The following is a 20,883-nucleotide window of genomic DNA, read 5'->3' as shown; positions in this document are numbered from 1 at the left end:
GCTGTTGCGCCGAGAGGTTTGAGTCATGGACTTTTTGCTCGGATTGTTGAGTCGGTTTACCGGTAACGAAGAACTGGCACGCCTGTTGTTCGTCACCGTGGTCGGCGTCAGTACGGTGTTGGCGGTCGTCGCGCTCATGCTATTGATGCTGGGCCTGCAGGATCCGGTGCAGCGGCGCCTGGCGCTGATCAAGCGCGGTTACGCGGGCAACACTGTGGGACAGGAGGCGCCCAGTAACCTGCAGCTCTTGCTGGAACGGGTTGGTCAGCGCTTTGCCTCGACCGATCAGGCCCACACGTCCGCCACCCAGACCTTGCTGACCCATGCCGGTTACCGGTCTGCCTCGGCGGTGCAGATGTATTGGGCGGTGCGCCTGATGTTGCCGTTGTTGATGGTTGGCGTTGCGTTGTTGCTGCTGCCGATGGTCAAGGTTTCAGTGGCCATCGGCCTGCTGGCGGTGACCCTCGTGGCGGGCATTGGCTGGTTGCTGCCGGCGATCTACGTCGGCAAACGCAAGCAGGCACGGCAAGGCCGGCTGCGTGCCGCGTTCCCGGATGCACTGGACTTGATGGTGGTTTGCGTCGAGTCGGGCCTGGCCCTGCCCACGACGATCGAGCGGGTGGCCGAAGAGATGTCGGTCAGCCAGGTTGAACTGGCCGAGGAGCTGGCGCTGGTCAATGCGCAGATCCGGGCGGGCATCACCAGCACCGAAGCGCTCAAGCAACTGGCCGTGCGTACCGGACTGGAGGATATCCAGGGTTTGGTCAGCCTGCTGGCGCAGAGTATCCGTTTCGGTACCAGCGTGGCCGATACCCTGCGGATCTACGCCGATGAGTTTCGTGACCGGCGTACCCAGGCTGCGGAAGAAATGGGGGCCAAGATTGGCACCAAGCTGATCTTTCCGCTGATTTTTTGCCTGTGGCCGAGCTTCTTCCTGGTTGCCATTGGTCCGGCCATGATCGGTGTGTTCAGGGCTTTCGGGAATATGTAGATCGGTGGTCTTATGTTCACCACAGTCCCATTGTGGGAGCGAGCTTGCTCGCGATGGCGGCCTGACGGCTGGCCTTGCTCTTGTTGACCGGGGCCGGGTACATATCCATTCCTGCGGTAACGGCTGCTTAGGGTTCCGCCCTGACGGCGGCTCACTTTTGAGAAGCCCGGAAGCCGGCCCAGTCAAAAGTAAGCAAAACGCTCTTGCCCCACCACTCGGCACCTCGCCTAGGCTCGGTGTGCCCTCTCTCCGGCATTGCTCCGTGGGCCGCCGCGAAGGGCCATCCATGGCCCAGCGCGGCTATCCCGGCATCCATGCCGGGATGCCCACTACGCAATGCCTACGTTCGGCGATCGTGGTTAACGGGGCGCCCGAGATCAACGTCCACCCCGAGGCGGCCTAGTAGCCGACCTGGCTCTCCCGGTCGTACACCCATCAGATCTGTTTGAGCAGGACCTGTGGGAGCAAAGCTTGCTCGCGAGGCGGCCTGACAGCCGACCTGGCTCTCCCGGTCGTACACCCATCAGATCTGTTTGAGCAGGACCTGTGGGAGCAAAGCTTGCTCGCGAGGCGGCCTGACAGCCGGCCTGGCTCTCCCGGTCGTACCCCGATCCCATTGTGGGAGCGAGCCTGCTCGCGAAAGCGGTGGGTCAGTTTGCATGGATGTTGGAGATGAAGGCCGCTTCGCGAGCAAGCTCGCTCCCACAGGTGATCTTGGGTGTCCATGAGTCTTGTGTTCACCCCAGGTCCATTGTGGGAGCGAGCCTGCTCGCGATAGCAGTGGGTCAGTTGCATGAGTGTTGGGTGTCAGTCCGCCTTCGCGAGCAAGCTCGCTCCCACAGGTGATCTTGGGTGTTCATGAGTCTTGTGTTCACCACAGGCCCATTGTGGGAGCGAGCTTGCTCGCGATAGCTGTGGGTCAGTTGCATGAGTGTTGGGGGCCCCAGGTTTTTCCGGCGGTCAGCCAAAAGACCGCAGCCCTCGGCAGTTCCTACATCGGATCAAATGTAGGCGCTGTCGAGGGCTGCGGTCTTTTCGTTTCCTGCGTTTTTCATTTACTGCTGGTGATATCGCCTCCCGAGTCCTGGTCAAAGAATTCCGGGATCGGATAGGTGAAGCTGTTGAGCCAACGCTGCATGGCCATCTCGCGTTCGGCGGCCGAGGCGGTTTGCAGGTTGGTGGAGGCCACCACGCCGCGAATCTGCAGTTGCATCCAGCTCTCGGTGCCTTGCTGTGCGGGCGAAGAGGGGCCTGGTTCAATGGCCCAGGCGCTGCTGGAAAGGCTCACCATGCAGGCGATCATCAATTGTTTGGTCATCATTTCTTGGACTCCTCGTAACGCTCTACTTGACCGCGCCGGTTGAGGCGTCGACAACCTCGGTCAGGCGGTTGGCTTGTGACGTCACTGCGTTAGCGGCCGAACCCCTGATTTTTTCCGCACGGGCTTGGGCATCTGCCACTTGCTGGGGGCTCAGCTTGGCCATGTTCGCGAGCTCGGCGGCCTGCTTCCAGTTATCCTGGTAGATCAGCAGGGTCACCATATTGAGTGCTGCCAGCGAGTCTGACTGTTGGAGCTCCATCGCGGTCATGAACTCGAAGCGGGCTTCTGAAACGCGTCGTTGGTTGAGGTAGACGACCCCCAGGTCGTTGCGGATCTTGCCTTCGGTCGGGGCCATTTTCGCTGCGCGTTCGAGGTATTGCGTAGCGGCCGCATTGTCATTTCTGGCGGCTGCCAACTGGCCAAGGCCATGTTCACCGTCTGCGGCCAGGCATGTCCCGAGCAGGCTTTTGTACAACGGTTCGGCCTCGTTGCGGCCCATCAGGCGCAGCACCCGAGCCTTGCGCAGGCGGACCTGGACCAAGTCCTCGGGCAAGCGTTCGAGGTTCGCCAGGCTGGCGTACAAACGACCTTCGTTGGCCATGTCTTCGGCCATGTTCAGGGCCAGTTCCTGGTCGGATCCGGGCTTGGCGCAATCGGCCGTGCGTGAAGCCACTACGCTGTTGCTGGCACAGCCGACAAGCATCAAGCTCGCCGCTATTGCGATCACTGCTTTCATTGAATGCCCCTTGGCAACCCGTTGGATATCGGATGCCTTGCCCATCAGGTGCCGGCTCATTGGGAAAGCCCGCTGCGGTTGTCGAACTCGCCATGTTCGAGGAAGTACATGCGGTAGAAATTCGGGTCGTAATTACGCAGTTGCTCGCCCGGCAATGTCGGCAGTTGCGCATCGGCCGCCAACGGTTGGACCAGGTGCGGCGTGACGATCATCAGCAGCTCGCGCTCTTCGCGGTTGATGGAGTTGTCGCGAAAGAACGCGCCGAGAATCGGCACATCGCCCAGCCCCGGAAACTTGTTCACCTGGGAGCTGTTGCGCGTGCTGATCAGGCCGCTGATGACGAAGCTTTCGCCATCGGCCAGGGCGATACTGGTATCGGTACGGCGTACCGTGAGCGCCGGAACCAGCGTCCCGGCGATGTTCACCGCGTTGGTGAAGTCCAGCTCACTGACTTCCGGTGCCACCTTCAGCATGATGCGATTTTTGCCGATGACGGTGGGCGTCAGGGTCAGGCGGATGCCGAACTCCTTGTACTCGATGGACACGTTGTCGCTGCCGGCACTGGGCACCGGGATCGGCACTTCGCCACCGGCCAGGAAACTGGCGCTCTGCCCACTGAGGGCCACCAGGCTCGGCCGCGCCAGGGTATAGGCGAAACCGCTGCCTTCCAGTGCGTTGATCATCAACAGCGTTTTACCGGTGGCAAAAGACAGGTTGAACATGTCGTTATTGACCGGTAATGAAGGCCGGACAATACCGCCGACGGTGGGCAATGTCCTCGGCGAACCGAACAGGAAGTTGCCACGGGTGCCGAAAATCGACGTCGAGGCTTCCTTGAGCTTGGTCCGGCTGACTTCAACGAAACGAATGTCGGTCTGCACCTGGGCGAGCAGCATCGGGTCTTCGGAAGGGATGCTCGCTGCGCTGGTCAGCGCCTCGGTGGCCCGGCCTTTGACAAAGACCATGCTCTGGCGCGGTATCTTCGAACAGTCGGTCCAGACCATCAGGCTGGTGGCGCCTGGCGCCAGGCCCGTGAGAATAAACGCATCGCTGCCACTGGGCTGCACATCGGCAATTTTCGGGTCGCCGACTGCCAACTTCGTCACGGGGGCGAGGATGCGCAGTTCGCTCTGGAGCCCTTGGCCGACCTCGAAGGTTGCCGGCAAATTGTCCAGTTGCGAACAATTTGCCGCTGCGGCCTGGGCCGCATCCAAGCCAAGACCCATCCAGAACAGGCCATGAATGAAATGTTTTAGAACGGGAGCAGTACGATGGGTCATGAAGTGATCCTCGATGAAGAGACCATCCCTAGGCTTAACTATTTGCCTCGGATCACTTAAGAGGCCCGGGCTACCCCTTTCCATCTAGCCTGATGGTCCATTGGGTCCGGTTTCAGGCCTCGTCGCTTACCAGCAAACGGGCGTATTTCACCGGCCTGACTGACCGACAGGCTGCTTGCAAACGACTTTTCGGTACCCGGGGGCTCCGGGATTTTCGAAGGCAACGACGGTGTCGATCAGGTCGCTTCAGGAGCGTTTTGCCGACCCTGTCATCGCTTCTGTTTGACGGTAGTTCAAGCATGGCAAAGCGCCACGCCTTGAATAAAAAAAATGACTAAAAAGTGACGGAAGGGAAAAACTCGTGCAAGCGTGCGTCAATAATCTGTCTTTTTGTGTTGTGAAGGGGATTTGCAGGAGCCAGATCTGACAGGGGGAGGCGAGGCCTGCGAGCCATTGCTGGTCGCAGGGGCTGGCGGATATCAGGCCACGTGGTAGTGCACTGACAGTGTTCCTTTCTTCTGCGAAAGCGAGGCGATGGTGACTGTTCCCAGGTCCTGCAGGCGCTGCACGTGAGTGCCGCCGCAACCGTAGGCGGCAAGCTCACCGAAACCGACTTCGCGCAGGCCTTCGCGTAACGTGATCAGGCGCGGCAGGTCGTTGGCAATCCATTCGTCGATGCCTTGCTGAATGATCGAGATGTCCAGTTCCTGAGGATTTTCCCCCGGCTGGAACTGCACGCGGCTTTCACCGGGCCAATGGTGGGCCTTGATCGGTGTCCAGCCACGGGTCTCGGCGAAATGGCCGATCAGATGCCCAGCCGAGTGCAGGCGCGCATTCAGCTGCCGACGCTGCGCATCCACGCTGATCGCAGCCGTGCCCAAGGCCACCGGACGGTCGACGTAATGGACGATCTGTGGCCCTTCCTGGACCACGCGCAGCACCTGGCTTTCACCGATCCATCCGGTGTCGCAGGGCTGACCGCCACCCTGGGGGTGGAACAGCGTGGCGTGCAGCACCACGGCAAACTCATGGTCCCGGGGGCTGCAATCCAGGACTTCCACGTTGGCCTTGAGGTCATCGCTATGGAAAAAGAGGCGAAGCGTCATGTGCCATACCCACATCAGAAATTGTGACGGGATTATAGATAGAGCGTAAAAGGGTGATAATCCGTTCAAATTTCAATGGACTGTTGCGCCATGAGCACAAATCTACCGTTGCCGTTGCTGGCCGAAATGGCCATCTTCGTCAAGGTCGTGGAGACCGGCAGCTTCTCCGAGGCGGCCCGCCAGTCAGGTTCATCACCGTCGGCCATCAGCCGCAGTATTTCTCGCCTGGAGAAAGCCCTGGCGACCCGTTTGTTGCAACGCACCACCCGCAAGTTGCGTTTGAGCGATGGCGGGGAAGAGGTGTTCAAGCGCTGTCAGGAAATGGTTGCCGCCGCTCGGTCGGTGATGGAAATCAGCGGGCAGTTCACCCAGGAGGCTGAAGGCCGCATCCGCGTCAGCGTACCCAAGGCGGTGGGGCGTTTCGTGATTCATCCGCACATGCCCGAATTCTTGCGTCGTTATCCGAAGGTCGATGTGGAGCTGTTCCTGGAGGATAGGCAGGTTGACCTGATCGACGATCATGTCGACCTGGCCATCCGGATTACCGATCAACCTCCGGTCGGGCTGGTGGGGCGTCAGTTGCTGACCATCGATCACCTGCTTTGCGCCACGCCGCAATACCTGGCCGAACATGGGACGCCCACACATCCTCATGACCTGTTGGAACACAGTTGCATTTACCTGGGGGCAACTCCGAACGATGCGCGGTGGAAATTCAAGAAAGGCAGCAAGTCCGTCACCGTCGGCGTGCACGGGCGCTACGCGGCCAATCACACGGGTGTGCGGTTGGGGGCCGTCTTGCAGCACATCGGCATTGGCAGTCTGCCGTACTTCACCGCCCGCCATGCCTTGGAGCAAGGCTTGATCGTGCAGGTATTGGCCGACTGGACGTTCCTGGCTTCCTATCACGGTGGCTTGTGGTTGCTGCATTCCCCGACTCGCTACCTGCCGCCCAAGCTGCGGGTGTTCATTGATTATCTGGTGGCGTGCCTGGAGAAAGAGCCGACCTTGAGCACGGTGGGCGGCGGGAGTGGCCCTAGCAAGGTCGTGACGGGTTATGAGTTGCCGGAGAGTGATGGATTGTTTTGACCGGCCCCATCGCGAGCAAGCTCGCTCCCACAGAAGCCGCAGCTCACCATCGCTCACCTGTGGGAGCTTGCTCGCGATGAGGCCCGTCCAGGCAACACACTTTGGCAAGGCAAAAAAAAGCCCGCCGGGTTAACCGTGCGGGCCTTTGCATGACGGATCGCAATCAGTGCTTGCTGTCCTGGTCCGACATCGCCAGCAATTGCTTTTCCTGGTTCCAGTCGAAAGGCTCGTCGTTTTGCTCGGCTTCGAAACGACGCTCCTCCAGGGCCTGGTACAGGGCGATTTCTTCGTCGGGCATGTAGTGCAGGCAGTCACCGGCGAAGTACCAGAGCAGGTCGCGAGGCACCAGGTGGGCGATCTGTGGGTAACGGACGATCACTTGGCACAGGAGGTCCTGGCCCAGGTACTGGCTTTCGATCGGGTCGACGGGCAGTTGCGCGCGCAACTCGTCGAAGCGCTCCAGAAACAGGGCATGGCTTTCTTCGGGCACCTGTTCGGCCTCACCCACGGCGACCAGGATGCTGCGCAAGTGGTCAAGCAAAACAAGGTGATCGGCAACGACATTGGACACGAGATAAGTCCTCAAGAGCAAAACGGGCGCAGGAGTATAAAGCCCTTGCGCCTGCTTTTATAGATGAGGAGCGTAGCTGGCCGTCAGGATCAACGGACCTTGTCCTGCGCCAGCGTCAACTCGTCCTTATCAAAATCATCCACATCGATGACCTTGCGCCGCGCCGCCTCGGCAGCGCGCAAGGTCTGCGCTTCACCGGCTTGCAGCACGCCGGCCTCCAGGGCCGCATCGATGAGGGGTTCGCCTGGCGCAGGGTTGAGCTGACCCTGCTGGAGCGCCACGTGCAGTTTCTTGTGCAGCGGATGGGCGGCGGCCAGCAGGTCGGCGGCGCGTTGCAGGGCGCCCACCGGATCATCGGCTGATTGTGGGCGATAGCAGCCCTGCAGCAACTCTTCGAGGGTCGGGTCACCCTTGGGCCGACCGATGACCGCCGCCACCTCGGCGTCGAGCCTGTCGCTCGGGCCCTTGTGACGGCGACCGAAGGGGAACACCACCAGGCGCAACAGGCAACCCAGCACCCGGTTCGGGAAGTTGCTCAGCAGTTCATCCAGCGCACGTTCCGACTGGCCCAGGCTTTCCTCCATGGCCCAGGTGAACAGCGGTGTCATGTGGTCCGGCGAGTCCAGGTCGTGATAGCGCTTGAGTGCGGCGGACGCCAGGTACAGGTTGCTCAATACGTCGCCCAAGCGGGCCGACAAGCGTTCCCGGCGTTTGAGTTCCCCCCCAGCAGCATCATGCTCAGGTCCGCCAGCAGGGCGAACGCCGCAGCCTGCCGGTTGAGGGCGCGGAAATAACCTTGGCTCAAGGCATTGCCGGGAGCCTTCTCGAAATGCCCCAGGCCGAGGTTGAGCACCAGGGTGCTGGCGGCGTTGCTCAAGGCAAAACCAATGTGCTTGAGCAGCAAGGCGTCGAACTCGACCAGCGCCTGGTCCTTGTCTTCACGGCTTGCCAGGGCCATTTCCTTGAGCACGAACGGATGGCAGCGAATGGCGCCCTGGCCAAAGATCATCAGGTTGCGCGACAGGATGTTCGCGCCTTCGACCGTGATGAATATCGGCGCACCTTGCCAGCTGCGACCCAGGTAGTTGTTCGGGCCCATGATGATGCCCTTGCCGCCATGCACGTCCATGGCGTGGCTGATGCACTCGCGGCCGCGTTCGGTCAGGTGGTACTTGAGAATGGCCGACAGCACCGAAGGCTTTTCCCCCAGGTCCACGGCGTTGGCGGTCAGCATGCGTGCAGCATCCATCATCCAGGCGTTGCCACCGATGCGCGCCATGGCTTCCTGGATACCTTCGAACGCCGACAACGGTACGTTGAATTGCTCGCGCACCTGGGCGTACTGGCCCGTTACCAGGCTGGTGAACTTTGCAGCACCGGTGCCCACAGCCGGCAGGGAAATCGAGCGCCCGACCGACAGGCAGTTCATCAGCATCATCCAGCCTTTGCCGAGCATGGCCTGGCCGCCAATGAGGAAGTCCAGCGGGATGAACACGTCCTTGCCCCAGTTCGGCCCATTCATGAACGCGGCGCCAAGGGGTAGGTGACGGCGGCCGATATGCACGCCAGGGGTGTCGGTGGGAATCAAGGCGAGGCTGATGCCCAGGTCTTCTTCGTCACCCAGCAGGTGGTCGGGGTCATACGCCTTGAAGGCCAGGCCCAGGAGCGTGGCCACCGGGCCGAGGGTGATGTAGCGCTTTTCCCAGTTCAGGCGCAGGCCCAATGTTTCCTGGCCTTCCCATTCACCCTTGCAGATGACGCCGGTGTCGGGCATCGCCCCGGCGTCGGAGCCGGCCAGTGGCCCGGTCAGGGCGAAGCAGGGAATATCGTCGCCACGGGCCAGTCGCGGCAGGTAATGGTCGCGTTGTTCGTCGGTGCCGTAGTGCAGCAGCAGTTCCGCCGGGCCGAGGGAGTTGGGGACCATCACGGTGGAAGCCAGGTCGCCGCTGCGCGTGGCCAGTTTCATCGCCACCTGGGAGTGGGCATAGGCGGAGAACCCCTTGCCGCCGTATTCCTTGGGAATGATCAGTGCGAAGAACCCGTGCTCCTTGATATGGGCCCAGGCTTCAGGCGGCAGGTCCATGGCCTGGCCGATCTGCCAGTCGCTGACCATTGCGCAGAGGGCTTCGGTGGGGCCGTCGAGGAACGCTTGCTCCTCCTCGGTCAGTTGCACCTTGGGGTAGGCCAGCAGCAAGTCCCAATCCGGGCGGCCGCTGAACAGTTCGCCGTCCCACCACACCGTGCCGGCGTCGATGGCGTCGCGCTCGGTCTCGGACATGGGCGGCAGGGTTTTCTGGAACCAGTCGAACATCGGCGCACTGAAATACCGACGGCGCAGGTCCGGTAGCAGCAGCGGGGCCGCGACAGCTGCGAGTACCACCCAGAGGATCAGCAGCAGCCAGCCGGGCGCATGGCTGAAAATGCCCATGGCCAACAGGTAGACCGCGACGATACCCAGCGCGGGCAACGGGTCGATGCGCCGATGCGCCAGCCAGGCGATCCCGACGACCAGGACCAGTATCCACAACAACAGCATATGTAATCCTCCGTGAACCAAGGCAAAACCGACCTTCAGAGCTTAGACGGCATCTGCAAAACCGGCGGTCAGCGCAATGTGATTGATTTCGTGGGAAACCCTGGGTGCATTGCGCCAGTCTGGTTGGCAACAGCCGTGGGAAATCGTTCGTTAACAAGGTGAGAAAACGCCATTGTTTGGCCGGAATGCCGTTATCGCTGGCTGGGGGCTGTGGATAAACTCGAGGCAAGCGGTGATGTTTCCCGAGAGGTCTTCCCTTTATGCAGCAATACCTGAACCCCGGCCCCTTCATCGACAGCGATCACCCCGCGGTCATCGACTTCACCGAAACCCACCGCGGCACCGACCGCGACCCGCTGGCCCAGGCGGTCAGCCTGTATTACGCCGTGCGCGAGGCGGTGCGCTACAACCCCTATACCTTCAGTCGCGACCCGGTGACCCTGCGCGGCAGTTACGCGCTGGCTGCCGGCGAAAGCTATTGCGTGCCCAAGGCTACCTTGCTGGCCGGCTGCGCCCGGCATTGCGGCATCCCGGCGCGCATCGGCCTGGCGGATGTCCGTAATCACTTGTCCACGCCGCGCTTGTTGGAATTGCTCAGGAGCGACGTGTTCGCCATGCACGGTTATACCGAGCTGTACCTGAACGACCGCTGGGTCAAGGCCACGCCGGCATTCAACCAAGGGCTGTGCGAGTTGTTCGACGTGGCCCCGCTGGAATTCGACGGTCGCCACGACAGCGTTTTCCACCCGTTCAACCGGCAAGGGGCGAAGCTGATGGAATATGTCACCGACCACGGCCAGTTCGCCGATGTACCCGAAGCGTTCTTCTTCGAACACCTGGAAAAATGCTACCCGCACCTGTTCGGCGCGCAGGTGCCGTGCTTGCTCGGTGACATGCAGGGTGATTTGAGTCGCGCCTGATCCGGCGTATGCTGCGGCGGCATTTATCCATCGAGGGACGCCGTGATGCTGAAGATATGGGGCCGGAAGAATTCATCGAATGTGCGCAAGGCGTTGTGGTGCGCAGAAGAGTTGGGGCTGGCCTACGAGGCCATTGATGCGGGCGGGGCATTCGGTGTGGTGGACACGCCCGAGTACCGTGCGAAAAACCCCAATGGTCGGGTGCCAATGATCGAAGACGATGGCTTCGTGCTCTGGGAATCCAACACCATCGTGCGTTACCTGGCTGCTCGCCATGCGTCGGGTTCGGCCTGGTACCCCGCTGACATACAGGCACGGGCCCAGGCTGAAAAATGGATGGACTGGACCACCTCCAGCTTTGCCGCACCGTTTCGCACGGTGTTCTGGGGCGTCTTGCGTACCCCGGCCGAGCAACAGGACTGGGCGGCCATCAACGCGGCGATCAAAGAGTGCGACGACTTGCTGGCGATGGTCGAGCAGACCTTGAGTGAGCAGCCCTACCTGTCGGGTGATGAAATCGGCATGGGCGACATTCCCCTGGGCAGTTTCATTTATGCCTGGTTCGAGATGCCCATCCAGCGCGCTGCGCTACCTAACGTGCAGGCCTGGTACGCGCGGTTGCAGCAGCGTCCGGCCTACCGCAAGGCTGTCATGACCGCGTTGACTTAATACTTACTATCGACACACTTGACTGTACTTGTGCGGCGACGCCGAGCACCATTGCCTTCGTGCGCCGTGGTTGCATTGCTCGCCGCCCGCCCTTATCTATTCTTTTCCTCCCTCCCTTCTTGGTGCGTAATCCGATATGAGTTCCGCTCTGTCCATCCGGCAGCTAACCAAAACCTACGGCAACGGTTTCCAGGCCTTGAGTGGTATCGATCTGGATGTCGCCGAAGGTGATTTCTTCGCCTTGCTCGGCCCCAATGGTGCCGGCAAATCCACCACCATCGGCATTCTTTCCACGTTGGTGAACAAGACCAGCGGCACGGTGAACGTCTTTGGTCATGATCTGGACCGCGAGCCCGCCGCCCTCAAGCGCTGCATCGGCGTGGTGCCCCAGGAATTCAACTTCAACCAGTTCGAGAAGACCTTCGACATCGTCGTGACCCAGGCCGGTTACTACGGCATCCCGCCGAAGATCGCCAACGAGCGCGCCGAGCAGTACCTGACCCAACTAGGCCTGTGGGATAAGCGCGACGTGCCGTCCCGTTCATTGTCCGGCGGCATGAAGCGGCGCCTGATGATTGCCCGTGCGCTGGTGCATGAGCCGCGCCTGTTGATTCTCGATGAACCGACTGCCGGCGTGGACATCGAACTGCGTCGTTCGATGTGGGCCTTCCTCACCGAGCTGAACCAGAAAGGCATCACCATCATCCTCACCACCCATTACCTGGAAGAGGCTGAACAGTTGTGCCGCAACATCGGCATCATCGACCACGGCACCATCGTCGAGAACACCAGCATGCGCCAGTTGCTCAGCCAACTGCATGTGGAAACCTTCCTGCTGGACCTGAAAAACGACCTGACGACGGCGCCCCGGCTCATGGGTTATCCGGCCCGCCTGGTGGACAGCCACACCCTGGAAGTCCAGGTGGACAAAGCCGTGGGTATCACCGGGTTGTTCGCCCAGCTGGCCTTGCAGAACATTGAAGTGCAGAGCCTGCGCAACAAAACCAATCGCCTCGAGGAGTTGTTCGTGTCCCTGGTGGAGAAAAATCTGGCGAAGGTGGCGGTATGAGCATGAGTTCCGAACTGCGCCCCAACCTCATCGCCCTCAATACCATCGTTTACCGTGAGGTTCGGCGTTTCATGCGGATCTGGCCGCAGACGCTGCTGCCGCCGGCCATCACCATGGTCTTGTACTTCGTGATCTTCGGTAACCTGATCGGCCGGCAGATCGGCGACATGGGCGGCTTCACGTACATGGACTACATCGTGCCGGGGCTGATCATGATGTCGGTGATCACCAACTCCTATGGCAACGTGGTGTCGAGTTTCTTCGGCAGCAAGTTCCAGCGTTCGATCGAAGAGCTGATGGTCTCACCGGTGTCGCCCCATACGATCCTCATCGGCTATACCCTGGGCGGTGTGCTGCGCGGCCTGGCGGTGGGCCTGATCGTGACCCTGCTGTCGTTGTTCTTCACCCATTTGCAGGTGCATCACCTGGGGGTGACGGTATTGGTGGTGGTGCTCACGGCCACGATCTTTTCGCTGCTGGGTTTCATCAATGCCGTGTTTGCGCGCAACTTCGATGACATCTCCATCATCCCGACGTTCGTGCTCACGCCGCTGACCTACCTGGGCGGAGTGTTCTACTCGATTTCCCTGCTGCCGCCGTTCTGGCAGACCGTGTCCCTGGCCAACCCGGTGCTGCACATGGTCAATGCCTTTCGCTACGGCATCCTCGGGGTATCGGACATCAAGATCAGCATCGCCATTACCTTCATGCTGGTGGCGACCTTGGTGCTTTACATCGGTTGTGCGCGGTTGCTGGTCAGCGGGCGCGGGATGCGTACCTAACCTTCCTGTGGGAGCGAGCTTGCTCGCGATGGCGTCAGTATGAACGCCAAAAAAAGGCCTCCATTCCCAGGAGGCCTTTTTGCATTTCACATCCGGCTTTTCTTGCGCCGCTTCCACTGTCGGGCCACCCACCAGCGCCAGTAACTCATGGTGACGAAGTAGGCGAGGGCGCCGAGTACCAGTCCGGTCACCACCGAGCCGAGCAGGAACGGCTGCCACAAGGTGGACAACTGGCCGCTGATCCATTCCCAGGTCAGCTCTTCGGGCAACGTCCGGGCGGGCACGTCCATCAGCCAGGCGCCGGTCTGGTAAGTGCAGAAGAACACCGCCGGCATGGTGATCGGATTGGTCAGCCACACTAGGCTCACCGCAATCGGCATGTTGCCGCGCACTGTGATGGCCAGTGCGGCGGCCAGCAACATTTGCAACGGGATTGGCAAGAATGCGGCAAACAGGCCTACAGCCATCGCCCGGGCGACAGAGTGCCGATTGAGGTGCCAAAGGTTGGGATCGTGCAGCAGGGTGCCGAGAAAACGTAAGGATTTATGTTCCCGAATGCTCTCTGGGTCTGGCATGTAACGTTTGAAAAGGCGCCGGGGCATAAGGCTTCTCGGTCGGTTCAACGCATTAAGGCCGCAAGTATGTCCGGATTCTACGGCTGACAGATTCAGACTTTGTGACAATTGATAACGCCAGCGGTGCCGTGGACCGTCTATGCCTGAAGAGGGCACTCTCAAGGACGGGTTATGCGCACAGGGTTAGTCGCGCTTGCACTGGGGCTGTTGGCCCCGATTTTTTTGCCGGCACTGCCGCCGATATGGCTGATTACAGCCATGCCGGTGCTGGCGCTGATGGTGTTGCCGTTTCGAACCTACCCGCTGGGTTTTTTCCTGTTCGGGCTGGCCTGGGCCTGCCTGTCGGCGCAGTGTGCGTTGGACGACCGGTTACCCATCGCGCTTGACGGCGAAACCCGCTGGGTCGAGGGTCGAGTGATCGGTTTGCCGCAACAGGGCGAAGGCGTGATGCGCTTCGAACTGGCCGATGTCCATTCACGCCGTACCCGTCTACCGACGGCGATGCGTCTCGCCTGGTTCGGTGGTCCGTCGGTCAACAGCGGCGAACGATGGCGATTGGCGGTGAAACTCAAGCGGCCCAGTGGGCTGCTGAACCCGCACGGCTTCGACTATGCCGCCTGGTTGCTGAGCCGCGGCATCGGCGCGACCGGTACCATCAAGGATGGCCATCTCCTGCAAGCGGCCCGGGGGGCCTGGCGTGACGAGGTGCGCCAGGCGCTGGCACAGGTCGATGCCCACGGCCGCTCCGGTGCGCTGGCGGCTCTGGTGCTGGGCGACGGCGGCGGGCTGAGTCGCGAGGATTGGCAGGTGCTGCAAGACACCGGCACCGTCCACTTGCTGGTGATCTCCGGGCAACACATCGGCCTGCTCGCCGGCCTGGTGTACCTGTTGGTGGCCGGCGCGGCGCGTTATGGTCTTTGGCCGGTGGGTCTGGCCTGGTTGCCTTGGGCCTGTGGGCTGGCCTTCTGTGCCGCCCTGGGCTACGGCTTGCTCGCCGGCTTCGAGGTGCCGGTGCGGCGGGCCTGCGCGATGATCGGCCTGGTGCTGCTGTGGCGCTTGCGTTTCAAACAGCCAGATCCGTGGTGGGCATGGCTGCTGGCCTTCGTCGGGGTGCTGGTGTTCGACCCGCTTGCCAGCTTGCGGCCGGGGTTCTGGTTGTCGTTTGCGGCCGTGGCCATATTGATGTTCACCTTTGGCGCTCGCCTGGGGCCCTGGCGCTGGTGGCAAACCTGGACCCGTGCCCAGTGGCTGGTCGCGCTCGGCCTGTGTCCGTTGTTGTTGATCGTGGGTTTGCCGGTCAGCCTCAGCGGGCCGTTGGTGAACCTGCTCGCGGTGCCCTGGATCAGCCTGTTGGTATTGCCGCTGGCGCTGCTTGGCACGGCATTGTTGCCGGTGCCGCTCATGGGCGAAGGCCTGCTGTGGATTGCCGGTGGGCTGCTCGATCTGCTGTTCAAGGGGCTGGCACTGGTTGCCGGACGAATGCCGGCCTGGGTTCCTGCCGCAGTCCCGCCCTGGGCCTTGGGCATCGCCGCCTTCGGTGCTTTTTTGCTGCTGTTGCCCAAAGGTGTGCCGCTACGTGTACTGGGGTGGCCGATGGTGTTGCTGATGGTTTTTCCACCGCAAGAACACCTGCCGCAAGGGCACGCCGAGATCTGGCAACTGGACGTGGGCCAAGGGCTGGCGGTGCTGGTGCGGACCCGGCGGCACGCCCTGCTTTACGACGCCGGGCCGCGCTTTGGCGAGGCTGACGCGGGCGAGCGGGTCGTCCTGCCGACCTTGCGCAAACTGGGTGTGCGCCGCTTGGACCTGATGTTGCTCAGCCATGCCGACGCCGATCACGCTGGCGGTGCCCGCGCCGTGCGCAATGGGCTGCCGACGCTGGAAGTGATCAGCGGCGATCCGGACGCGCTGCCCGCCGAACTGCTGGCCGGGCCTTGCGACAGTGGCAGGCGCTGGGAATGGGACGGGGTCGGGTTCGAACTGTGGCGGTGGGCCTCTGCCGTCGAGAGCAACCAGAAGTCCTGTGTCTTGGTGGTGGAGGCCGGCGGTGAACGCCTGCTGCTGACCGGCGATATCGACACCCCTGCCGAGCGCGCCTTGCTCGACGAGGCCCTGGCGGTGCCGATCCAGTGGCTGGCCGCGCCGCATCACGGCAGTCGCAGTTCGTCGTCGATGGCGTTGCTGTCGCGTCTCAAGCCGCATTCGGTATTGATCTCCCGAGGGCAGGGCAATGCGTTCGGCCACCCTCATCCCCAGGTGATGGCCCGGTATCGGCGCTCGGGCCTGGCGATCTACGACAGTGCCGAGCAGGGCGCCATTCGTCTGCTACTGGGGGCTTTCGAGGTGCCGCACACCGAGGCCGGGCACCGCCGCTACTGGCGTGATCCGCCCGCAGTCGGGCCACCGGGGCAATATTGATCCAGCGCAATCGACTGATGCGCTTATCGGTGGGGGCGGGTCTGCAAGGCGAGTCTGTGTGATAAAGTGGCGCACTTTTTCGAGGGGGCAGTCACTGTGTGGGAATTGGTCAAATCCGGCGGCTGGATGATGTTGCCGATCATTCTGAGTTCCATCGCGGCACTGGGTATCGTTGCCGAACGCCTGTGGACCCTGCGGGCCAGCCGCGTGACCCCGGAGCATCTGCTCGGGCAGGTCTGGGTCTGGATCAAGGACAAGCAGCTGAACAAGGACAAGCTCAAGGAGCTGCGAGCCAGTTCGCCCCTGGGGGAAGTCCTCGCCGCCGGCCTGGCGAACTCCAAGCATGGTCGCGAGATCATGAAGGAGTGCATCGAGGAAGCCGCCGCCCGGGTCATCCATGAACTGGAGCGCTACATCAATACCCTGGGCACCATCGCCGCCATGTCCCCGCTGCTGGGCCTGCTGGGTACGGTGCTGGGCATGATCGACATCTTCAGTGCGTTCACCGGTTCCGGCATGACCACTAACGCTGCGGTGCTGGCGGGGGGGATCTCCAAGGCTTTGATCACCACCGCTGCTGGCCTGATGGTCGGTATCCCTTCGGTGTTCTTCCACAGGTTCCTGCAACGCCGCGTCGACGAGTTGGTGGTGGGCATGGAGCAGGAAGCCATCAAGCTGGTCGAGGTGGTGCAGGGGGACCGTGACGTGGACCTGGCTGGGGGCAAGAAGTGAAATTCCGCCGCAAGCCACGGGAAAACATCGAGATCAACCTCGCGTCGCTGATCGACGTGGTGTTCATCCTGCTGCTGTTTTTCGTCGTGACCACCACGTTCACCCGGGAAACCCAGCTCAAGGTTGAATTGCCACAGGCCGTCAGCGGCTCGCCGGCCGAAGACCAGCAACTGAAGAACCTGGAAATCACCATCAGCGCCGAAGGGGCGTTCTCGGTGAACAACCAATTACTGCCCAAGAGCGACCTGGCGAGCCTGATCGAGGCCCTGCAGAAAGAGTCTGGCGGCGACACCAACCTGCCGCTGTCCATCAGCGCCGACGGCAAGACCCCTCACCAATCGGTGATCACCGCCATGGACGCGGCTGGCAAGCTCGGTTTCAGCCATCTGCGCATGACCACGGTCGAGGCGGCCCCCGCACCCTGATGGCCATGTCCGATCGATTGCTTGCCGCGTGGTATGAAGGTCACCCGGCCCTGACCCTGCTACGGCCGCTGGAGTGGTTGTACCGACGGGTGGTGGTGGGCAAGCGCGAGCGTTTCCTGGCGGGTGAAGGCCAGATCTACCAGCCCCCCGTGCCGTTGGTCGTGGTGGGCAATATCACCGTTGGCGGCACCGGCAAGACGCCGTTGATCCTGTGGATGATCCAGCACTGCCAGCGCAGTGGCCTGCGGGTCGGCGTGGTCAGCCGGGGTTACGGCGCCAAGCCGCCGCAACTGCCTTGGCGGGTCGCGGCCGAGCAGGGCGCCGACGTCGCGGGTGACGAGCCGCTGTTGATTGTCCAGCGCACCGGTGTGCCGTTGATGATCGACCCTGATCGCAGTCGCGCCATCCAGGCACTGCTGGAGGCCGAACCGCTGGACCTGATCCTGTCCGACGACGGCATGCAGCATTATCGGATGGCCCGAGACCTGGAGCTGGTGTTGATCGACAACGCCCGTGGCCTGGGCAACCGACGTTGCCTGCCTGCAGGGCCGTTGCGCGAGCCGGTCGAGCGCCTGCAATCGGTCGACGCCGTGCTGTACAACGGCGCCAGTGCCGACCGCGAAGACGGTTTCGCCTTCCAATTGCGTCCCACCGCGCTGGTGAACCTGGCCAGTGGCGAGCGGTGCTCCCTTGAGCATTTTCCACCCGGCCAGGCCCTGCATGCCGTGGCCGGCATCGGCAATCCCCAGCGTTTCTTCAAGACCCTCGAAACGCTACACTGGCGGCCAATACCGCATGGGTTTGCCGACCACGCCGAATACAGCGCCCAGGCCTTGAGTTTCACGCCATCGCTGCCGGTGGTCATGACGGAAAAGGACGCAGTCAAATGCCGTGCCTTCGCCGCACCCGACTGGTGGTACCTGGCGGTAGACGCCGCGCCGTCGCCGGCCTTCGCGGCCTGGTTCGATACGCAGTTGATGCGCCTGTTGCCGGATCGGCTTTTGCCTTAAAACCTTTTATCCAGGGGAATTCCATGGACACCAAACTGCTCGACATTCTGGCCTGCCCGGTCTGCAAAGGCCCACTCAAGCTCAGCGCCGACAAGACCGAACTGATCAGCAAGGGCGCCGGCCTGGCCTACCCGATTCGCGACGGCATCCCGGTGATGCTCGAAAGCGAAGCCCGTACCCTGACCACCGACGAGCGCCTGGATAAATGACTGCAGCCTTTACCGTTGTCATTCCGTCGCGTTTCGCTTCGACGCGCCTGCCCGGCAAGCCGTTGCTGTCGATTGCCGGCAAGCCGATGATCCAGCATGTCTGGGAGCAGGCTTGCAAAAGCAGCGCCCAGCGTGTGGTGGTGGCGACTGACGATGCGCGCATCGTCGAGGCCTGCAAAGGCTTTGGCGCCGAAGTCGTGCTGACCCGTGAAGACCATAATTCGGGCACTGACCGCCTGGCGGAGGTCGCGGCGAAACTCGGTCTTGCCGCCGACGCTATCGTGGTCAATGTGCAGGGTGACGAGCCGTTGATCCCGCCGAGCGTGATCGATCAGGTCGCCGCCAACCTCGCGGCCCACACCGAGGCGCGCATGGCCACCCTGGCTGAGCCGATCGAGGATGTGCAGACCCTGTTCAACCCCAATGTGGTCAAGGTGGTCAGTGACCTCAATGGCCTGGCGTTGACCTTCAGCCGCGCGACATTGCCCTGGGCGCGGGACGCATTCGCCCAAAGCCGTGACGTGATGCCGGAGGGCGTGCCGTACCGCCGCCATATCGGCATCTATGCCTACCGCGCCGGCTTTCTCCAGGACTTCGTCGCCTGGGGCCCGTGCTGGCTGGAAAACACTGAATCCCTGGAGCAGCTGCGTGCCCTGTGGCACGGCGTGCGGATCCACGTCGCCGATGCGCTGATCGCCCCGCCGACCGGTGTCGACACCGCCGAAGACCTCGAGCGCGTTCGTCGCCTGCTGGAGGCTTGATGCGGGTCCTGTTCGTCTGCCTCGGCAATATCTGCCGCTCACCCACCGCCGAAGGCATCCTGCGCCACAAGTTGCGTGAGGCCGGGCTGGCCGGGCAGGTGGAAGTCGCTTCCGCCGGCACCGGTGACTGGCACGTCGGCAAAGCGCCGGACAAGCGCAGCCAGGCGGCGGCCCTGAAGCGTGGCTACGACTTGTCGGCCCAGCGCGCGCAACAGGTGACCCGCGCCGACTTCGCCGCCTACGACCTGATCCTGGCGATGGACAGCAGCAATCTGCGTAATCTCAAGGCTCTGCAACCGGCTAATGGCAAGGCCGAGCTGGATCTGTTCCTGCGCCGCTACGAGGCTGAACTCGACGATGTGCCGGACCCGTACTACGACGGCGAACAAGGCTTCGAACAAGTGCTGGACCTGATCGAACGCGCTACCGATCGCCTGGTGATCGAATTGAAGGGGCGGTTATGACCTTGCAGGTTCGGGCGGGCGTCAGCCTCAAGCCCTTCAACAGTTTTGGTGTGGACGTCACTGCCCGGTTGTTCGCCGAAGCCCACAGCGATGACGATGTTCGCCAGGCGTTGGCTTATGCCACCGAACATGCCGTGCCATTGCTGGTAATCGGCGGCGGCAGCAACCTGCTGCTGACCGGCGACATCGATGCATTGGTGCTGCGCATGGCCAGCCACGGTATTCGCCTGCTCAGCGATGACGGCGAACGGGTGGTGGTCGAAGCCGAAGCAGGGGAGCCGTGGCATCCTTTCGTCCAGCACACCCTGGCGCAAGGTTGGGCGGGATTGGAGAACCTCAGCCTGATTCCCGGCACCGTGGGCGCGGCACCGATGCAAAACATCGGCGCCTACGGTGTGGAGATCAAGGACGTCTTCGCCGGCCTCACCGCGCTCGATCGCCAGACCGGCGAACTGCGCGATTTCAGCCTTGAAGACTGTCGGTTCGCTTATCGCGACAGCCTGTTCAAGCAGCAAGCGGGTCGCTGGTTGATCCTGCGGGTGCGTTTTGCCCTCAGCCGCGCCGCGCACTTGCATCTGGAATACGGCCCGGTGCGTCAGCGATTGACCGAGCAGGGCATCGAGCAGGCAACACCCACCGATGTGAGCCGGGCCATTTGCAGCATCCGCAGCGAAAAACTCCCGGACCCGGCGGTGCTGGGCAATGCCGGCAGCTTCTTCAAGAACCCGCTGGTGCCGGCCGCGCACGTGGCGCACTTAAAGCTGCAATACCCTGACCTGGTGGCTTATCCACAGCCTGAGGGGCAGATGAAAGTCGCTGCCGGCTGGCTGATCGAGCGCGCCGGCTGGAAGGGCTTTCGCGAAGGTGATGCCGGGGTGCACAAGTTGCAGGCGTTGGTGCTGGTCAACTACGGCAGCGCCACGGGCCCGCAACTTCTGGACCTGGCCCTGCGCATCCAGAAAGACATTGCCGAACGTTTCCAGGTCGAGCTGGAAATGGAACCCAATCGGTACTGAACCGCGCTTTGCGACCGCCTGAAAAAACGCCCTGCACACCCCGCACACAAGCATTTGTGCAGGATTGTGCAGGGCGTTTTGCGTGATCCTGGGTTAATTTAGCTTCCTAACGATGCGACCATCGCATCCTAAAGGCCCGATGCAGACGCCTGCGTGCGCCGGCATAAGAGAGCCCGATCAGCCTGAGCCAGTCTGCGACAACC

Annotated in this window: 20 protein-coding genes and 1 pseudogene; 14 read left to right on the top strand and 7 right to left on the bottom strand. The window is 62.1% G+C overall.

What is annotated here, in order from left to right; genetic code table 11:
- Nucleotides 1–25 precede the first annotated feature (25 nt).
- The gene (locus KI235_RS21805; protein WP_003204320.1) at nucleotides 26–991 is read left to right on the top strand and encodes a type II secretion system F family protein; all 966 of its coding nucleotides are present in this window, start codon (nucleotides 26–28) and stop codon (nucleotides 989–991) included.
- A 1,051-nt stretch (nucleotides 992–2,042) separates the two neighbouring features.
- Here the strand turns inward: KI235_RS21805 and KI235_RS21800 are convergent.
- From KI235_RS21800 to KI235_RS21785, 4 genes are all read right to left on the bottom strand, one after another.
- Nucleotides 2,043–2,312, bottom strand: a complete 270-nt coding sequence (locus KI235_RS21800) for a DUF3613 domain-containing protein (RefSeq protein ID WP_003204319.1) — start codon at nucleotides 2,310–2,312, stop codon at nucleotides 2,043–2,045.
- A gap of 22 nt (nucleotides 2,313–2,334) precedes the next feature.
- On the bottom strand, nucleotides 2,335–3,048 hold the full coding sequence (locus tag KI235_RS21795) for a tetratricopeptide repeat protein (RefSeq protein ID WP_003204317.1): 714 nt from the start codon (nucleotides 3,046–3,048) through the stop codon (nucleotides 2,335–2,337).
- A gap of 56 nt (nucleotides 3,049–3,104) precedes the next feature.
- A complete protein-coding gene (locus KI235_RS21790; protein WP_003204315.1) occupies nucleotides 3,105–4,328 on the bottom strand; it encodes a type II and III secretion system protein family protein in 1,224 nt (407 codons plus the stop codon).
- A gap of 479 nt (nucleotides 4,329–4,807) precedes the next feature.
- Nucleotides 4,808–5,434, bottom strand: a complete 627-nt coding sequence (locus KI235_RS21785; protein WP_028237402.1) for a serine-tRNA(Ala) deacylase AlaX — start codon at nucleotides 5,432–5,434, stop codon at nucleotides 4,808–4,810.
- Between the two features lie 90 nt (nucleotides 5,435–5,524).
- On the opposite strand from KI235_RS21785, the gene KI235_RS21780 reads away from it, so the two are divergent.
- Nucleotides 5,525–6,523 carry a LysR family transcriptional regulator gene (locus tag KI235_RS21780; protein WP_013694007.1) on the top strand — a complete coding sequence of 333 codons (999 nt, stop codon included), beginning with the start codon at nucleotides 5,525–5,527 and terminating at the stop codon, nucleotides 6,521–6,523.
- A gap of 163 nt (nucleotides 6,524–6,686) precedes the next feature.
- Here the strand turns inward: KI235_RS21780 and KI235_RS21775 are convergent, their stop codons facing one another.
- Entirely contained in the window at nucleotides 6,687–7,094 is a 408-nt protein-coding gene (locus tag KI235_RS21775) for a PA2817 family protein (protein ID WP_003204309.1), read from the bottom strand.
- Nucleotides 7,095–7,183: 89 nt separating this feature from the next.
- Nucleotides 7,184–9,630, bottom strand: a pseudogene (locus tag KI235_RS21770) (acyl-CoA dehydrogenase).
- 260 nt (nucleotides 9,631–9,890) lie between these two features.
- Here KI235_RS21770 and KI235_RS21765 point away from each other — a divergent pair.
- From KI235_RS21765 to KI235_RS21750, 4 genes are all read left to right on the top strand, one after another.
- Nucleotides 9,891–10,550: a transglutaminase family protein gene (locus KI235_RS21765; RefSeq protein ID WP_003204305.1), complete on the top strand. Its 660-nt coding sequence runs from the start codon at nucleotides 9,891–9,893 to the stop codon at nucleotides 10,548–10,550.
- A gap of 45 nt (nucleotides 10,551–10,595) precedes the next feature.
- The gene (locus tag KI235_RS21760; protein ID WP_003204303.1) at nucleotides 10,596–11,219 is read left to right on the top strand and encodes a glutathione S-transferase; all 624 of its coding nucleotides are present in this window, start codon (nucleotides 10,596–10,598) and stop codon (nucleotides 11,217–11,219) included.
- Between the two features lie 136 nt (nucleotides 11,220–11,355).
- Nucleotides 11,356–12,288 carry an ABC transporter ATP-binding protein gene (locus KI235_RS21755; protein ID WP_003204301.1) on the top strand — a complete coding sequence of 311 codons (933 nt, stop codon included), beginning with the start codon at nucleotides 11,356–11,358 and terminating at the stop codon, nucleotides 12,286–12,288.
- Between the two features lie 2 nt (nucleotides 12,289–12,290).
- On the top strand, nucleotides 12,291–13,070 hold the full coding sequence (locus KI235_RS21750) for an ABC transporter permease (RefSeq protein WP_003204300.1): 780 nt from the start codon (nucleotides 12,291–12,293) through the stop codon (nucleotides 13,068–13,070).
- 86 nt (nucleotides 13,071–13,156) lie between these two features.
- Here the strand turns inward: KI235_RS21750 and KI235_RS21745 are convergent, their stop codons facing one another.
- Nucleotides 13,157–13,672 (bottom strand): DUF2062 domain-containing protein, encoded by a 516-nt coding sequence (locus tag KI235_RS21745; RefSeq protein WP_003204298.1) that lies wholly within the window; start codon nucleotides 13,670–13,672, stop codon nucleotides 13,157–13,159.
- A gap of 144 nt (nucleotides 13,673–13,816) precedes the next feature.
- On the opposite strand from KI235_RS21745, the gene KI235_RS21740 reads away from it, so the two are divergent.
- The 8 genes from KI235_RS21740 to murB all read left to right on the top strand — a co-directional run bounded on the left by KI235_RS21740 (nucleotide 13,817) and on the right by murB (nucleotide 20,680).
- A complete protein-coding gene (locus KI235_RS21740; protein WP_212795297.1) occupies nucleotides 13,817–16,063 on the top strand; it encodes a DNA internalization-related competence protein ComEC/Rec2 in 2,247 nt (748 codons plus the stop codon).
- Between the two features lie 96 nt (nucleotides 16,064–16,159).
- Entirely contained in the window at nucleotides 16,160–16,795 is a 636-nt protein-coding gene (locus KI235_RS21735; RefSeq protein WP_003204294.1) for a MotA/TolQ/ExbB proton channel family protein, read from the top strand.
- Entirely contained in the window at nucleotides 16,792–17,220 is a 429-nt protein-coding gene (locus KI235_RS21730) for a biopolymer transporter ExbD (RefSeq protein WP_013694002.1), read from the top strand. Before KI235_RS21735 ends, KI235_RS21730 begins: the two co-directional genes overlap by 4 nt.
- Entirely contained in the window at nucleotides 17,220–18,230 is a 1,011-nt protein-coding gene (gene lpxK / locus KI235_RS21725) for a tetraacyldisaccharide 4'-kinase (RefSeq protein ID WP_003204290.1), read from the top strand. Before KI235_RS21730 ends, lpxK begins: the two co-directional genes overlap by 1 nt.
- 23 nt (nucleotides 18,231–18,253) lie before the next feature.
- Entirely contained in the window at nucleotides 18,254–18,439 is a 186-nt protein-coding gene (locus tag KI235_RS21720) for a Trm112 family protein (RefSeq protein WP_003179363.1), read from the top strand.
- On the top strand, nucleotides 18,436–19,200 hold the full coding sequence (kdsB, locus tag KI235_RS21715) for a 3-deoxy-manno-octulosonate cytidylyltransferase (protein WP_003204286.1): 765 nt from the start codon (nucleotides 18,436–18,438) through the stop codon (nucleotides 19,198–19,200). The genes KI235_RS21720 and kdsB overlap by 4 nt, the downstream gene beginning before the upstream one ends.
- Nucleotides 19,200–19,664, top strand: coding sequence for a low molecular weight protein-tyrosine-phosphatase (locus KI235_RS21710; RefSeq protein ID WP_013694001.1), 465 nt, complete (start codon nucleotides 19,200–19,202; stop codon nucleotides 19,662–19,664). The genes kdsB and KI235_RS21710 overlap by 1 nt, the downstream gene beginning before the upstream one ends.
- Nucleotides 19,661–20,680, top strand: coding sequence for a UDP-N-acetylmuramate dehydrogenase (gene murB, locus KI235_RS21705; protein WP_212795296.1), 1,020 nt, complete (start codon nucleotides 19,661–19,663; stop codon nucleotides 20,678–20,680). Before KI235_RS21710 ends, murB begins: the two co-directional genes overlap by 4 nt.
- Nucleotides 20,681–20,883 lie beyond the last annotated feature (203 nt).

The sequence above is a fragment of the Pseudomonas sp. St386 genome, from assembly GCF_018325865.1.
Classification (GTDB): domain Bacteria; phylum Pseudomonadota; class Gammaproteobacteria; order Pseudomonadales; family Pseudomonadaceae; genus Aquipseudomonas; species Aquipseudomonas brassicacearum.
Note: the sequence above shows the minus strand (reverse complement) of the source record. Positions and strands in the feature narration are given on the sequence as shown.

Excerpts from the sequence above, each read along its gene's own strand:
- kdsB (WP_003204286.1), top strand. The coding sequence starts at position 18,436 with ATGACTGCAGCCTTTACCGTTGTCATTCCGTCGCGTTTCGCTTCGACG.
- KI235_RS21755 (WP_003204301.1), top strand. The coding sequence starts at position 11,356 with ATGAGTTCCGCTCTGTCCATCCGGCAGCTAACCAAAACCTACGGCAAC.
- KI235_RS21760 (WP_003204303.1), top strand. The coding sequence starts at position 10,596 with ATGCTGAAGATATGGGGCCGGAAGAATTCATCGAATGTGCGCAAGGCG.
- KI235_RS21795 (WP_003204317.1), bottom strand. The coding sequence starts at position 3,048 with ATGAAAGCAGTGATCGCAATAGCGGCGAGCTTGATGCTTGTCGGCTGT.
- KI235_RS21740 (WP_212795297.1), top strand. The coding sequence starts at position 13,817 with ATGCGCACAGGGTTAGTCGCGCTTGCACTGGGGCTGTTGGCCCCGATT.
- KI235_RS21745 (WP_003204298.1), bottom strand. The coding sequence starts at position 13,672 with ATGCCCCGGCGCCTTTTCAAACGTTACATGCCAGACCCAGAGAGCATT.
- KI235_RS21710 (WP_013694001.1), top strand. The coding sequence starts at position 19,200 with ATGCGGGTCCTGTTCGTCTGCCTCGGCAATATCTGCCGCTCACCCACC.
- KI235_RS21805 (WP_003204320.1), top strand. The coding sequence starts at position 26 with ATGGACTTTTTGCTCGGATTGTTGAGTCGGTTTACCGGTAACGAAGAA.
- murB (WP_212795296.1), top strand. The coding sequence starts at position 19,661 with ATGACCTTGCAGGTTCGGGCGGGCGTCAGCCTCAAGCCCTTCAACAGT.
- KI235_RS21790 (WP_003204315.1), bottom strand. The coding sequence starts at position 4,328 with ATGACCCATCGTACTGCTCCCGTTCTAAAACATTTCATTCATGGCCTG.
- KI235_RS21785 (WP_028237402.1), bottom strand. The coding sequence starts at position 5,434 with ATGACGCTTCGCCTCTTTTTCCATAGCGATGACCTCAAGGCCAACGTG.
- KI235_RS21765 (WP_003204305.1), top strand. The coding sequence starts at position 9,891 with ATGCAGCAATACCTGAACCCCGGCCCCTTCATCGACAGCGATCACCCC.
- lpxK (WP_003204290.1), top strand. The coding sequence starts at position 17,220 with ATGGCCATGTCCGATCGATTGCTTGCCGCGTGGTATGAAGGTCACCCG.
- KI235_RS21750 (WP_003204300.1), top strand. The coding sequence starts at position 12,291 with ATGAGTTCCGAACTGCGCCCCAACCTCATCGCCCTCAATACCATCGTT.
- KI235_RS21780 (WP_013694007.1), top strand. The coding sequence starts at position 5,525 with ATGAGCACAAATCTACCGTTGCCGTTGCTGGCCGAAATGGCCATCTTC.
- KI235_RS21720 (WP_003179363.1), top strand. The coding sequence starts at position 18,254 with ATGGACACCAAACTGCTCGACATTCTGGCCTGCCCGGTCTGCAAAGGC.
- KI235_RS21800 (WP_003204319.1), bottom strand. The coding sequence starts at position 2,312 with ATGATGACCAAACAATTGATGATCGCCTGCATGGTGAGCCTTTCCAGC.